Here is a 13,511-nt window from a genome sequence, read left to right on the forward strand (position 1 = left end):
CCCCTCCACACCCGGGTCAGCGGGGCGCGGTCCGCCGTGGGCGACCCGGCGGACCGCGAGGACACCGAAGACGTCGGGGAAGCCGAGGAGAACGAGGAGGCTGAGGCGGACGCCGAGGACGCGTCTGGGCCGACGCGCCGGGCGGCGGCCCCGCGGGGCGCCGGGACGGACGCCAAGGCCGAGGCCCGGGCGGTCCGGCGCGCATCGGTCGGCCCATCGGTCGGCGCGCTGGTCGGCACAGCAGGCCGTGGGCCGCCGCCGAGCCGTACCGTGCGGTCCGCCACGGCGAGCAGCGCCGGGCGGTGCACCACGAGCAGCACCGTACGGCCGGCCGCGAGCCGGCGGACGGCGTCGACCACGGCCACCTCGGTCTCGCCGTCCAGCGCGGCCGTGGGCTCGTCGAGCAGCAGCAGCGGGCGGTCGGCGAGGAACGCCCGGGCCAGGGCGACGCGCTGCCGCTGTCCTGCGGAGAGCCCGGCCCCGTCCTCGCCGACCGCCGTCGCGGGGTCGAGGTCCGGGGCGCCGGCGTCCCGGAGCGCGGTGCGGACCTCGGCCGCGTTCGCGTCCGGCCGGGCCAGCCGTACGTTGTCGGCGACGGTCCCGGCGAACAGGTGCGGCCGCTGGGGCACCCAGGCGATCTGCGCGTGCCAGCCGGCCGGGTCGTGGGCGGCGAGGTCGGCGCCGCCGGCCAGGACCCGGCCCGAGGTCGGCTCGGTGAAGCCCAGCAGCACGGAGAGCAGCGTACTCTTGCCGATCCCGCTGGGGCCGGTGAGGGCGATCGTCTCCCCGGGGGAGATGCGAAGGGAGACCGGTTCGAGGCGGCCCCGCACGGCGACCCCGTCCAGTTCGACGACGGCGCCTCGCAGGTCGGGGGCCGGGGCCGTGCCGCGCCGGGGCGGCGCCGTCTCGAGGACGGCGAAGACCTCGTCGGCGGCCGAGAGCCCCTCGGCGGCAGCGTGGTAGTGGGCACCCACCTGGCGCAGCGGCAGATACGCCTCGGGCGCCAGGACGAGGATGACCAGCCCGGTGTAGAGGTCGAGTTCGCCGTGGACCAGCCGCATGCCGACGCCGACGGCGACCAGGGCGACGGAGATGGTGGAGAGCAGTTCCAGAGCGACGGAGGAGAGGAAGGTGATGCGCAGCGTCCGCATCGTGGCGCGCCGGTGCTCGGCGGTGATGGCGCGGATGGATGCGGCCTGGGCCTTGGCCCGGCCGAAGACCTTGAGGGTGGGCAGGCCCGCGACGACGTCGAGGAAGTGGCCGGACAGCCGGGCGAGCAACTGCCACTGACGGTCCATCTGGGCCTGCGTGGCCCAGCCGATGAGGATCATGAAGACCGGGATGAGGGGGAGGGTCAGCGCGATGGTGAGCGCCGAGATCCAGTCCTCGGTGACGATGCGGGCCAGGACGGCGGCGGGTACGACGACGGCAAGGCCCAGTTGGGGCAGATAGCGGGCGAAGTAGCCGTCCAGGGCGTCGATTCCCCGGGTGGCGAGCGCGGTGAGCTCTCCGGTCCGGCGCTCGGTGAGCCCCGCCGGGCCGAGGGCGGTGACGTGCTCCAGCAGCCGTGTGCGCAACCGGGACTTGACGGTGGCCGAGGCCCGGTGCGCGCACAGCTCGGTGAGCCAGGAGACCGCCGCGCGGCCGGCCGCCACACCGGCGAGCAGCAGCAGCGGGCCGCGCAGCGCCCCGGCGTCGAGGCCGTCCTGGAAACCCCCGACCACGATCTTCGCGAGGAGCATCGCCTGCGCGACGACCAGTCCCGCACCGGCGAGACCGAGCAGGACAGAGACGGCGAGGAACACCCGGGTCGCGCTCGCGTGCCTCAGGAGCCGGGGGTCGACGGGTTTCACGTGAAACAGCTCCTTCGGTGCGCGTCAGTGCGCTTCGGCGATGTGCTGGGTGCCGATCCGCTTGCGGAACACCCAGTACGTCCAGGCCTGGTAGAGCACGACCAGCGGGGCGGCGATCCCGGCGCACCAGGTCATGATCTTGAGCGTGTACGGGGTCGAGGAGGCGTTCTCCACCGTCAGGCTCCACGCCGGGTCCAGCGTGGAGGGCATGACGTCCGGGAAGAGCACGAGGAAGAACATCGCCACCGTGGCGACGACGGTGATCCCGGAGAACGCAAACGCCCAGCCCTCGCGGCCCCGCAGATTGGCGCCCAGAGCGGCGAGCAGCGCCGCGACGGCGACCGCCGCGGCCGCCAGGCTCCGGCTGTCGCCGCCGTCGCCCTGCGTCCAGGCCAGGAAGGCGAGTGCCAGCAGCACGGTGACGGCTCCGGCCCGGGTGGCGAAGCGGCGGGCGCGGGCGCGGATGTCGCCGAGGGTCTTCAGCGCCGCGAAGACCGCGCCGTGGAAGGTGAAGAGGCTGAGCGTGACCAGCCCGCCGAGCAGGGCGTAGGGGCCGAGCAGGTCACGGACCCCGCCGGTGTACTCACCGGAGGCGTCGATCGCGACGCCGTGCACGATGTTGGCGAAGGCCACGCCCCACAGGAACGCGGGGACCAGGGAGGTCCAGAAGATGGCCTGCTCCCAGGCGGACTGCCAGCGTTCGCCGGTGCGCTTGGCGCGGTACTCGAAGGCGACCACCCGGATGATCAGGCAGAGCAGGATCACCAGCAGCGGCAGGTAGAAGCCGGAGAAGAGGGTGGCGTACCACTCGGGGAAGGCGGCGAAGGTGGCGCCGCCCGCGGTGATCAGCCACACCTCGTTGCCGTCCCAGACCGGCCCGATGGTGTTGATCAGCACCCGCCGCTCGGGGCGGTCGCGGGCGAGCAGCCGGGTGAGGACACCGATGCCGAAGTCGAAGCCCTCGAGGAAGAAGTAGCCCGTCCACAGGACGGCGATGAGGACGAACCAGACGTCGTGGAGTTGCATGCCGTCTCTCCCTAATACGAGAAAGCCATCGGGCGGTCGGGGTCGCCGCCGCCGATCTTCGTGGGGGGTTGGAGGTCGGCCTCGGTGAGCTCGGGCGGCCCGGCCTTGGCGTACTTGACCAGGAGCTTGACCTCGACGACCGCGAGGACGGCGTAGAGCGCGGTGAGGACGATCAGCGAGGTGAGCATCTCGGCGGTGGAGACACCGGGGGAGACCGCGTCCTCGGTGCGCAGCAGCCCGTAGACGACCCAGGGCTGACGGCCGTTCTCGGTGAAGATCCAGCCCCAGGAGTTGGCGATCAGCGGGAAGCCCATGGTGAGCAGCCCGATCCGCCAGTACCAGCGGGACAGGGCCGGGGAGAGGGCGGTGTTCCGGGTGAGCATCAGGCGCGGCGGTTCGTCGTCGGCGGTGCGCTGCTCCTCGGCGAGCCAGAACCGGCGGCGGGTGAGCCACAGGCCGGCCAGGCCTACCGCGAAGGAGGTCATGCCGAACCCGATCATCCAGCGGAAGCCCCAGTAGGCGACCGGGATATTGGGCCGGTAGTCGCCGGGGCCGTACTTCTCCTGCTCGGCCTTGTCGATGTCCTTGATGCCGGGGACGAAGGAGTCGAAGTCGTCGTGGGCGAGGAAGGACAGCAGTCCGGGGACCTCGATGGCCACGCTGTTGTGCCCCTTGTCGACGTCGCCGTAGGCGAAGATCGAGAACGGGGCCGGGGCCTCGCCGTCCCACAGGGCCTCGGCGGCGGCCATCTTCATCGGCTGCTGCTCGTACATGACCTTGCCCAGCCGGTCCCCACTGATCGCAGTGAGCAGGCCGGCGACGACGGCGGTGACCAGGGCGAGGCGCAGCGAGGTCCTCATGACCGCCACATGCCTGCGCCGGGCCAGGTGGTAGGCCGATATGCCGATCATGAAGGCGGCACCGGTCAGGAAGGCCGCGGTCAGTGTGTGGAAGACCACGACGAGGGTGGTGTTCTGGCTGATCACCGCCCAGAAGTCGGTGAGCTCGGCGCGTCCTGTGGCCTTGTTGTAGCGGTAGCCGACCGGATGCTGCATCCAGGAGTTCGCGGCGAGGATGAAGTACGCGGACAGGATCGTGCCCAGCGAGACCAGCCAGATGCAGGCCAGGTGGATTTTCTGCGGCAGCTTGTCCCAGCCGAAGATCCACAGGCCGATGAAGGTGGACTCGAAGAAGAAGGCGATGAGCGACTCGAAGGCGAGCGGGGCGCCGAACACGTCGCCGACGAAGCGCGAGTAGTCCGACCAGTTCATGCCGAACTGGAACTCCTGGACCAGGCCGGTGGCCACGCCCATGGCGATGTTGATCAGGAAGAGCTTGCCCCAGAACTTGGTGGCCTTGAGGTACTTCTCCTTGCCCGTGCGCACCCAGGCCGTCTGCAGACCGGCGGTCAGGGCGGCGAGGGAGATCGTGAGGGGTACGAAGAGGTAGTGGTAGACGGTCGTGATGCCGAATTGCCAGCGCGCGACGGCGACGGAGTCCAGTGCAAGATCCACGCCACGCCTCCTATCCTGGTGCGCTTGTGAAAGTGAACGCATTCACAAGCACAGTATGCCGCACACGTTTTCGCCCCCTCACACCGGGGGGTGTAGGGGGCGGAAACGGGACGGGTCAGGACGCCCTTGCGGAACCCGGGGCACCGCGCCCGGGCCGGCTACAGCTCCTTGCGGAAGGTCTCCGCCGTGCGGAGCATGACGTCGTTGGCGGCCTCCTCGCCGATCGTGATCCGCACGCCCTCCCCCGCGAACGGACGTACGGTGACGCCGGCCCGCTCGCAGGCCGCCGCGAAGTCGGCCGTGCGCTCCCCCAGCCGCAGCCACACGAAGTTGGCGTGGGTCTCCGGCACGGTCCAGCCCTGCCCGGTCAGCGCGTCGACGACCCGGGTCCGCTCACCGACCAGCGCGTCGACCCGCCGCAGCAGCGCCTCCTCCGCGCGCAGCGAGGCCACCGCCGCGTCCTGGGCGAGCTGGCTCACACCGAAGGGGACGGCCGTCTTGCGCAGCGCCGCGGCGACCGGCTCGTGCGCGATCGCGAAGCCCACCCGCAGTCCGGCGAGCCCGTACGCCTTGGAGAAGGTGCGCAGCACCGCCACGTTGGGGCGGTCGCGGTAGACCTCGACCCCGTCCGGCACCTCGGGGTCGCGGATGAACTCCCGGTACGCCTCGTCCAGTACGACCAGCACATCCGAGGGGACGCGGTCCAGGAAGCGCTCCAGCGCGGCCCGGCGGACCACCGTGCCGGTGGGGTTGTTGGGGTTGCAGACGAAGACCAGCCGCGTCCGGTCGGTGATCGCGGCGGCCATCGCGTCCAGGTCGTGGGTGTCGCCCGCGTCCAGCGGCACCCGCACCGAGGCCGCTCCGCTGATCTGCGTGATGATCGGGTAGGCCTCGAAGGACCGCCAGGCGTAGACGACCTCGTCACCCGGTCCCGCGGTCGACTGCAGCAACTGCTGGGCCACACCGACCGATCCGGTACCCGTCGCGATGTGCTCGACCGGCACGCCGAAGCGGTGCGCCAGCTCGGCGTGCAGGGCCGTGCACGCCATGTCCGGGTAGCGGTTGCACTTCTCCGCGGCGGCGGTGGCCGCCTCCAGGACACCCGGCAACGGGGCGTAGGGGTTCTCGTTGGAGGACAGCTTGTAAGCCGTCACCCCCTCTTCCACGGCCGGGGGTCTTCCCGGCTTGTACGTGGGGATGCCGTCCAGTTCGCGGCGCAGTTTGGGGCTCATGCCCCACACCATACGAGTGGCTGGGCGGCCCGGGGGAGGCCTTGCGGCACACGGGTTCGCGACAGGGGCCCGCGGCGGCGGACCGGGGTGCGGCACGCACTGCGCGCTGGTGGCGCGCGCGGTGGCGCGCATCCCTCGTAGGGGTGAGTTGAAGGCCCCGCAGCCCACGCGGCACGGGGGCGGCGGCGGGCCGTGCAAGGGCCGTATGCGGTGCCGGATACCCGCCGCCACCTGCGCTTTCCCGGCACGCGCCCGGCGGCGCGTGCGAGGAAACGTATCTGTCGGCGCCCTCCTTCGCACCCCGCGAACGGACCAACCGCGCCCCTACTATCACCACGCCATGACAGCAGCAGGGAAGCACCAGGCGAGCCGGCCCGTCGGACGCCGGCTGAGGCGTGCCGGCATCAGGGACGTGGCCGCCGCGGCAGGGGTCTCGATCACCACCGTCTCCGACGCGCTCAACGGCAAGGGCCGACTGCCCGACACCACCCGCCGTCACGTCCGTGAGGTCGCCGACCGGCTGGGCTACCGCCCCTCGGCCGCCGCCCGCACACTGCGCACCGGCAGGTCAGGGCTGATCGGCCTGACCGTGACGACGTACGGGGAAGAACCCTTCACCTTCACGGAGTTCGCCTACTTCGCCGAGATGGCCCGGGCCGCCACCTCCGCCGCGCTCGCCCGCGGCTACGCCCTGGTCATCCTGCCGGCCTCCTCCCGGCACGACGTGTGGAGCAACGTCGCGCTGGACGGCACGGTCGTGATCGACCCCTCCGACCACGACCCCGTGGTCACCGAGCTGGTACGGCAGGGCATCCCCGTGGTCAGCGACGGCCGCCCGGCCGGAAGCCTGCCCGTCCGCGCCTGGGTCGACAACGACCACGAGGCCGCCGTCCTCGGCATCCTGGAACACCTCGCCGAGGCCGGGGCCCGCAGGATCGGCCTGCTCACCGGCACCAGCACCGACACCTACACCCGGCTGTCCACCGCCGCCTACCTCGACTGGTGCGAGCGGATCGGCCAGGAGCCCGTCGTCGAGGCCTACCCCGCCCACGACCCGTGCGCCGGCGCCGTCGCCGCCGACCGCCTGCTCGCCCGGCCCGACCGCCCCGACGCCGTCTACGGCCTCTTCGACCCGGGCGGCACCGACCTGCTCGCCGCCGCCCGCCGCTACGGGCTGCGCGTGCCCGACGACCTCCTGCTGGTCTGCTGCAGCGAGAGCATGGTCTACGCGACGACCGAGCCCCCGATCACCACCCTCTCCCTCAAACCGGGGCGGATCGGCACCGCGGTCGTCCAACTGCTCGTCGACGCCATCGAGGGGGTGGACCCGGGCCGCCCGGTGCGGCAGGTGATGCCGACCGAGCTGATCGTGCGCACGTCCTCCCAGCGGCGGTCGCCGCGCACCACCGTCAGCCCGCCCCGCGGGCCCGCGGGAGGATAGAAGAAGGCGTCCGCCGGGAGGAAGAGGAGCCCATCCCGGGCGGATTTGTCCGGACCCAGGAAAATCGCTGTCAGCAGGTGTGTCACGCCACGACATCCTCATTCCTATGATGGGCGGATGGTGGCGAGACGGTGGAGGGGTCGATGACTCAGGGGGCAGGTCGGGGACCCATGCCCGATACCTCGTACGGCTGGTCTCAGGACCCGTCGGAGGCGGTGGCGCACGCCGCGCCCGTGGCGCCCCCGGCGCACCCCGCCGACGTCGGAGCCCCGCCCGCGCATCCGGCCGGACACCCGCCAACCATGATCGACGAGCAGATGGCGCCGCCCGAGTACACGCCCACTCAGCGCGACCTCCCCGTCATCACCACGACGGACGCCCGGGCCCTGGGCCCGCTCTACGCCGTCGGCGACATCCACGGCTACCTGGACCGATTGCGCGAGGCCCTGTACACGACCGGGCTCATCGACGCCGAGGGCCACTGGGCGGCCGGCAACGCCCGCCTGTGGTTCCTGGGTGACTTCACCGACCGCGGCCCCGACGGCGTCGGCGTGATCGAACTCGTCATGCAGCTCTCCGCGGAGGCCGCCGCGGCCGGCGGCTACGCCAGGGCCCTCATGGGCAACCACGAGCTGCTGCTGCTCGGCGCCCACCGCTTCGGCGACACCCCGGTGAACTCCGCCGGCGGCACCGCCTCCTTCCTGGCCGCCTGGCGCCTCAACGGCGGCCAGACGAGCGACATGGAGCGGCTGCAGGACCACCACATCGCCTGGATGTCCCGGCTGGACGCGGCCGCCCTCACCGACGGCCACCTGCTGCTGCACTCCGACACCACCGCGTACCTGGAGTACGGCACCACCATCGACGCGATGAACGACGCCGTCACCGGCGTCCTGCAGCGCGGTGACGCCGACGAGTGCTGGGAGCTGTTCCGCAAGTTCACCCGGCGCTTCGCCTTCCGCGGCGAGGCCGGGCCCCAGGCCGCCCGCGAGCTGCTGGACGCCTACGGCGGCCACCGCGTCGTGCACGGCCACAGCCCCATCCCATACCTGCTCGGCGAGCCGGGCGGCGATCTCGGCGCCGAACAGCCGGACCGCTCCGCGGTCGTGGAGGGCCCCCATGTGTACGCGGACGACCTGGCGGTGGCCATGGACGGCGGGGTGACGATGGACGGCAGGCTGCTGGTCGCCCAACTGCCCCTCTAGTCCCCGGAAGGCCCGATTTTCCGGAAACACTCTGTCATGGCGTCACCCCCGCGCTCTACCATCGGTATTCCGTAGGCAGCTTCTCCTCCGCTTCCGCCCAGCCGGACCGGACCTTCGTCCTTCGTGAACCCCGGGAGGAGCCGGAGACGGAGCATCGGGGGATGCACATGAACAGCGCTCCACACCTGCTGACCGAGGACCGTCCGGAGTTCGAGCGGGCCCTCGACGCGGCCCTGCGGTCGGAGGGCACCCGGGCCGCGCTCGCCGACACCCACAGCCGCCTCAGCGCCGAGCAGTTGCGCACCATGGCGCTCAACGCGGCCGCCCCCATCGCGGCCTGCGCCGCACCCGAGTACGAACAGTTCGTCAAGCTCCGCGAGACCGCGGCAGAGCGCCGCCGCGCGGCACGCACCGCGCGCGTACCCGGCCTCGGCTACGCGGCCGCGGCGGCCCCGGTCACCACGGACGGGCCGGGGGCCGGACTGTTCGCGATCGTCGCCGTGCTCACGCCGATCCTGGCGGCCACGGCCGCCGTCATCCTGCTCCTGCTGGGATACGCGCTGCGCCTCGGGCACCCGGAGCCGGCGATCGCGCCGCCGCTGCGCCAGGCCGGCTGGCTGTTCGCGGCCGTCGCCGCCTGCGGCATCGTCATCGGCATGGTCGGACTGCTGCTCACCGCACTGCGCAACGGCGCGGCCAACCGCCACGAGCCCCCGGACGACGACGGGTCACGGGACGTCGCGCTCGCACGCGAGGTGTGGCGCCGGGCGCTGCTGGAGCGAGGGCTGCAGCCCTTTCTCGCAGAAGCCCTGGCTCAGGCCGCCGGCACGGCCACCACGGCCCCCGCCCCTTCCGCGACCACCGGGGGCAACGCCCGGATGCCGCGCCTCGGTTACTCCCGCCCGGACTTCTCCAGCCCCGGCCCCGAGTCCTCCCCCGAACCGGGCGACCGCTTCTCCAGCCCCGACTTCTCGAGTCCGGACTTCTCCAGCCCCGACTTCGGCGGCCCGGAGCACCGATCCGACTGACGCGTCGCAGCGGGGAGCGCTGTCACACCCCCGTGTCAGGGTTCGGAGCATGGACATCGACCGGTTCTGGTCCCTGATCGCATCCGCCCGCTCCACCGCGGCGACCAGTGGCGAGCCCTTCGACGAAGTGCTGGCGGACCTGCTCACCGGGCTCCCGGCCCCGGAGATCCTCGCGTACGCGGAACGCTTCGACGCCCTGCACGACGCCTTGTACCGCTGGGACGTCTGGGCCGCCGCCTACCTGGTGGGCGGCGGTTGCTCCGACGACTCCTTCATCGACTTCCGCGCAGGGGTGATCGCCCAGGGCCGCGCGTGGTACGAGCGCGTCGCCGCCGCACCCGACAGTCTCGCGGGCCACCCCGCAGTGGTCGCGGCCGCACGGGCCGGGAGCGATGACGCGCTGTTTCACGAGGAGGTCGACTACGTGGCCGCCGAGGCCTTCGAGCGCATCACCGGCGACCGGGACGCCTTCTACACCGCCTGGGCCGCCCACCGGCCCGGCGACGCCCGGGCCACGGCGGAACCGGACATGGGCGAGGACTTCGACTTCGACGACCCCACGGAGATGCACCGCCGCCTGCCCCGGCTGGCCGGTCTGTACCTCGGCCCGGACAGCGCCTGAAGGCGGTCGAGGCACCGTGGCCCTGCCCCGGGGCGGGCCCGCGAGCCTGTGAGGTCGCGGGCCCGCACGGCAGCGGGCGGGTCGGTCGGCGGTCAGCGTGCGGCAGTCGATCCGCGGCTCAGTCGGCGATCGGGAGGTAGACGCGGTTGCCCGAGGCGGCGAACTCGCGCGACTTCTCCGCCATGCCGGCCTCGATCTCCTCCGCCGTGCCGCCGTGCCGGCGTCGGATGTCCTGGGAGATCCGCATGGAGCAGAACTTCGGACCGCACATGGAGCAGAAGTGCGCGGTCTTGGCCGGTTCCGCCGGGAGCGTCTCGTCGTGGAACTCCCGCGCCGTGTCCGGGTCGAGGGCCAGGTTGAACTGGTCCTCCCAACGGAACTCGAAGCGGGCGTCGGAGAGCGCGTCGTCCCATTCCTGGGCGCCGGGGTGGCCCTTGGCCAGGTCGGCGGCATGCGCGGCGATCTTGTACGTGATGACGCCGGTCTTGACGTCGTCGCGGTCGGGCAGGCCGAGGTGCTCCTTGGGGGTGACATAGCAGAGCATGGCCGTCCCCCACCAGGCGATCATCGCGGCGCCGATGCCGGAGGTGATGTGGTCGTAGGCGGGCGCGATGTCCGTGGTGAGCGGGCCCAGGGTGTAGAACGGCGCCTCCTCGCAGATCTCCTGCTGGAGGTCGATGTTCTCCTTGATCTTGTGCATCGGGACGTGCCCCGGGCCCTCGATCATGGTCTGGACGCCGTGCCGCTTGGCGACGGAGTTGAGCTCGCCGAGCGTGCGCAGTTCCGCGAACTGGGCCTCGTCGTTGGCGTCCGCGATGGAGCCGGGACGCAGGCCGTCGCCCAGGGAGTACGTGACGTCGTAGGCGGCGAGGATCTCGCAGAGCTCCTCGAAGTTCTCGTAGAGGAAGCTCTCCTTGTGGTGCGCCAGGCACCAGGCCGCCATGATCGACCCGCCGCGCGAGACGATGCCCGTCTTGCGGCGGGCGGTCAGCGGAACGTAGCGCAGGAGCACTCCGGCGTGCACCGTCATGTAGTCGACGCCCTGCTCCGCCTGCTCGATGACGGTGTCCTTGTAGATCTCCCAGGTCAGTTCCTCGGCCTTGCCGTCCACCTTCTCCAGGGCCTGGTAGAGGGGGACGGTGCCGATGGGGACGGGGGAGTTGCGCAGCACCCACTCGCGCGTGGTGTGGATGTTGCGTCCCGTGGAGAGGTCCATCACCGTGTCGGCGCCCCAGCGGGTGGCCCAGGTCATCTTCTCGACCTCCTCCTCGATGGAGGAGGTGACGGCCGAGTTGCCGATGTTGGCGTTGACCTTCACCAGGAAGCGCTTGCCGATGATCATCGGCTCGGTCTCCGGGTGGTTGACGTTCGCCGGCAGGACGGCGCGTCCCGCCGCGATCTCCTCCCGGACGACCTCGGGGGAGACGTTCTCGCGGATCGCGACGTACTCCATCTCCGGGGTGATCTCGCCGCGCCGCGCGTACGCGAGCTGCGTCACCGGCTGCCCGGTACTGCCGCGCCGCGGGAGGCGGGGGCGGCCGGGGAAGACGGCGTCCAGGTTGCGCAGACCGCCGCGCGGCGAGGTGTGCCGCAGGCCGTCGTCCTCGGGACGGACGGGACGGCCGGGGTACTCCTCGGTGTCGCCGCGGGCGACGATCCAGTTCTCCCGCAGCGCCGGGAGGCCGCGGCGGACGTCGGTGGTGATGTTGGGGTCGGTGTACGGGCCCGACGTGTCGTACAGCGTCACATCCTGGCCGTTGGTCAGATGCACTCGGCGGACGGGGACCTGGATGTCCGGGCGGGACCCGGTCAGATATCCCTTGTGCCAGCCGATTTCGCGCGCGCGTGCATCCTGCATGGTCATGAGACCCACTCCCTACGCCGGCATTACCCGGTAACAGGTTCAGCGGTCGGCGCAGCTGATGGCCCCTCGGCCGGTCAGCGCCCTCTCAGCCCGGTGCTCCGAGCTCCCGCGTTTGCAAAGGTGCCTCAACGCTAGCGGGTCCACGCCGGTCCACACCAGTGGGTGTTGCGATGATCGGGCGGTGGAAGCCTCTCCCCCGCAGACACCCGCCCACGGGCACACGCACAGCCACACGCACGGGCACGGCCACGGCCCGGTGCCGCCGGTCTCCCGGCACCTGCGCACGGTCATCGCCGCCGTGCTGATCCCGTTCGTCGCGGCCGTCGCGGCCGGCCTGGTCGTGCTGTGGCCGGGCGGTGTGCCCGAGCACCGGCACACCGGCGTCGGTTTTGACCAGCAGACGCAGACCGGGCGGGTGGTGAAGGTCGAGGACGTCGGATGCGCCGACGTCGGCGCAGGACCGGACGCCGATGCCGCACCCTCCCCGGCCTCGGCGCGGAAAGCCGCGGCCACCTGTGAGCGCGCGACGATCGAGGTCGGCTCGGGCGAGGACAGGGGCCGCACCTTCACCGAGATCGTGCTCCCGAGCCAGACCCGGCACTACACCGAGGGGCAGAGGGTGCTCCTGGCCTACGCGCCGCAGGCGCCGCGCGACCTGCGGTACTCGGTGGCCGACGTCGACCGGGCCTTCCCGCTGTGGCTGCTGGCCGGGATCTTCGCCGCCGCGGTGGTCGTGGTCGGACGGCTGCGCGGATTCCTGGCGCTGGCCTCGCTGGTCGTCAGTTTCGCGGTGCTGACGCTCTTCATCCTCCCGGCGATCCTGCACGGCGGCGATCCCCTGCTGGTCGCGGTGGTCGGCGGCAGCACCATCATGCTGATCGCGCTCTACCTGTGCCACGGCCTGAGCGCCCGCACCTCGGTGGCGGTGCTGGGGACCCTGTGCTCGCTGCTGCTGATCGGCCTCCTGGGCTCGGTCTTCGTCGACCGGGCGCTGCTCAGCGGCGACACCTCCGACGAGACGGGGCTGATCCACTCCCTGTACCCGGGCCTCGAGATCCGCGGACTGCTGCTGGCCGGCATCGTCATCGGTTCCCTGGGCGTCCTGGACGACGTGACGGTCACCCAGACCTCGGCGGTGTGGGAGCTGCACGGGGCTGATCCGGGGGCGAGCCGGCGACGGCTGTACGCGGCGGCGATGCGGATCGGGCGCGACCACATCGCCTCGGTCGTCAACACCCTGGTGCTGGCCTACGCGGGCGCGGCACTGCCGCTGCTGCTGCTCTTCTCCGTCACGGAGCGCGGGGTGCTGGCGGTGGCGGGCAGCGAACTGGTCGCCGAGGAGATCGTACGGACACTGGTGGGCAGTGTCGGCCTGGTGGTGGCGGTGCCGTTGACGACGGCGCTGGCGGTCCTGGTGGTGTCCGCGGACCGCGGCGGCGGCGGCGCTGTGCTCGCGGGCACCGCCCGTCACGTGGCGCGGCCCCGCGGGGTCACCACCTGTCGCGGTGGTCGGACGAGGACGAGGACGAGGTGAACTTCCTGACCAGGTACACCAGCCCGCCGACCAGCGCCACGAAGACCAGCACCTTGAAGAGCAGCCAGAACAGGAAGCCGATCGCACTGGCGATCATGCCGCCGAAGACCGCGATCGCGATCACCGGCACCGCGACCCATGTGACCCACCAGGGCAGGCCTTCGAAAAGCTTCTTCACCGTGTCCTCCTCCG

At 71.9% G+C, this 13,511-nt stretch carries 11 protein-coding genes; 5 read left to right on the forward strand and 6 right to left on the reverse strand.

The window, feature by feature from the left end; all coding sequences use genetic code 11:
* From cydD to hisC, 4 genes are all read right to left on the reverse strand, one after another.
* A partial coding sequence (cydD, locus tag AC3ET4_RS20620; protein WP_431951484.1) for a thiol reductant ABC exporter subunit CydD occupies positions 1–1,853 on the reverse strand: 1,853 nt, incomplete at its 3' end.
* Positions 1,854–1,877: 24 nt separating this feature from the next.
* Complete coding sequence (gene cydB, locus AC3ET4_RS20625) at positions 1,878–2,879, reverse strand: cytochrome d ubiquinol oxidase subunit II (protein WP_431951486.1); 1,002 nt, start codon at positions 2,877–2,879, stop codon at positions 1,878–1,880.
* 11 nt (positions 2,880–2,890) lie between these two features.
* Entirely contained in the window at positions 2,891–4,393 is a 1,503-nt protein-coding gene (locus tag AC3ET4_RS20630; protein ID WP_431951488.1) for a cytochrome ubiquinol oxidase subunit I, read from the reverse strand.
* 158 nt (positions 4,394–4,551) lie between these two features.
* The gene (gene hisC / locus AC3ET4_RS20635; RefSeq protein ID WP_431951490.1) at positions 4,552–5,625 is read right to left on the reverse strand and encodes a histidinol-phosphate transaminase; all 1,074 of its coding nucleotides are present in this window, start codon (positions 5,623–5,625) and stop codon (positions 4,552–4,554) included.
* A 340-nt stretch (positions 5,626–5,965) separates the two neighbouring features.
* On the opposite strand from hisC, the gene AC3ET4_RS20640 reads away from it, so the two are divergent.
* The 4 genes from AC3ET4_RS20640 (at position 5,966) to AC3ET4_RS20655 (ending at position 9,921) form a co-directional block, all read left to right on the forward strand.
* Positions 5,966–7,066 carry a LacI family DNA-binding transcriptional regulator gene (locus tag AC3ET4_RS20640; protein WP_431951492.1) on the forward strand — a complete coding sequence of 367 codons (1,101 nt, stop codon included), beginning with the start codon at positions 5,966–5,968 and terminating at the stop codon, positions 7,064–7,066.
* A 170-nt stretch (positions 7,067–7,236) separates the two neighbouring features.
* Positions 7,237–8,271, forward strand: a complete 1,035-nt coding sequence (locus tag AC3ET4_RS20645) for a metallophosphoesterase (RefSeq protein WP_431951494.1) — start codon at positions 7,237–7,239, stop codon at positions 8,269–8,271.
* Positions 8,272–8,432: 161 nt separating this feature from the next.
* On the forward strand, positions 8,433–9,299 hold the full coding sequence (locus AC3ET4_RS20650; protein ID WP_431951496.1) for a hypothetical protein: 867 nt from the start codon (positions 8,433–8,435) through the stop codon (positions 9,297–9,299).
* A 49-nt stretch (positions 9,300–9,348) separates the two neighbouring features.
* On the forward strand, positions 9,349–9,921 hold the full coding sequence (locus tag AC3ET4_RS20655) for a DUF4240 domain-containing protein (protein WP_431951498.1): 573 nt from the start codon (positions 9,349–9,351) through the stop codon (positions 9,919–9,921).
* 118 nt (positions 9,922–10,039) lie between these two features.
* Here AC3ET4_RS20655 and thiC read toward each other — a convergent pair whose 3' ends face one another.
* Positions 10,040–11,785: a phosphomethylpyrimidine synthase ThiC gene (thiC, locus tag AC3ET4_RS20660; protein ID WP_431951500.1), complete on the reverse strand. Its 1,746-nt coding sequence runs from the start codon at positions 11,783–11,785 to the stop codon at positions 10,040–10,042.
* Between the two features lie 181 nt (positions 11,786–11,966).
* On the opposite strand from thiC, the gene AC3ET4_RS20665 reads away from it, so the two are divergent.
* Positions 11,967–13,319 carry a YibE/F family protein gene (locus AC3ET4_RS20665; protein ID WP_431951502.1) on the forward strand — a complete coding sequence of 451 codons (1,353 nt, stop codon included), beginning with the start codon at positions 11,967–11,969 and terminating at the stop codon, positions 13,317–13,319.
* Here AC3ET4_RS20665 and AC3ET4_RS20670 read toward each other — a convergent pair.
* The gene (locus AC3ET4_RS20670) at positions 13,276–13,497 is read right to left on the reverse strand and encodes a DUF5326 family protein (protein WP_431951504.1); all 222 of its coding nucleotides are present in this window, start codon (positions 13,495–13,497) and stop codon (positions 13,276–13,278) included. The two genes, AC3ET4_RS20665 and AC3ET4_RS20670, sit on opposite strands and share 44 nt — an antisense overlap.
* Positions 13,498–13,511 lie beyond the last annotated feature (14 nt).

Source organism: Actinacidiphila sp. bgisy167, assembly GCF_057707665.1.

Coding starts and splice junctions, on each gene's coding strand:
- AC3ET4_RS20645 (WP_431951494.1), top strand. CDS start 7,237: ATGCCCGATACCTCGTACGGCTGGTCTCAGGACCCGTCGGAGGCGGTG.
- AC3ET4_RS20640 (WP_431951492.1), top strand. CDS start 5,966: ATGACAGCAGCAGGGAAGCACCAGGCGAGCCGGCCCGTCGGACGCCGG.
- AC3ET4_RS20655 (WP_431951498.1), top strand. CDS start 9,349: ATGGACATCGACCGGTTCTGGTCCCTGATCGCATCCGCCCGCTCCACC.
- AC3ET4_RS20650 (WP_431951496.1), top strand. CDS start 8,433: ATGCACATGAACAGCGCTCCACACCTGCTGACCGAGGACCGTCCGGAG.
- cydB (WP_431951486.1), bottom strand. CDS start 2,879: ATGCAACTCCACGACGTCTGGTTCGTCCTCATCGCCGTCCTGTGGACG.
- hisC (WP_431951490.1), bottom strand. CDS start 5,625: ATGAGCCCCAAACTGCGCCGCGAACTGGACGGCATCCCCACGTACAAG.
- thiC (WP_431951500.1), bottom strand. CDS start 11,785: ATGACCATGCAGGATGCACGCGCGCGCGAAATCGGCTGGCACAAGGGA.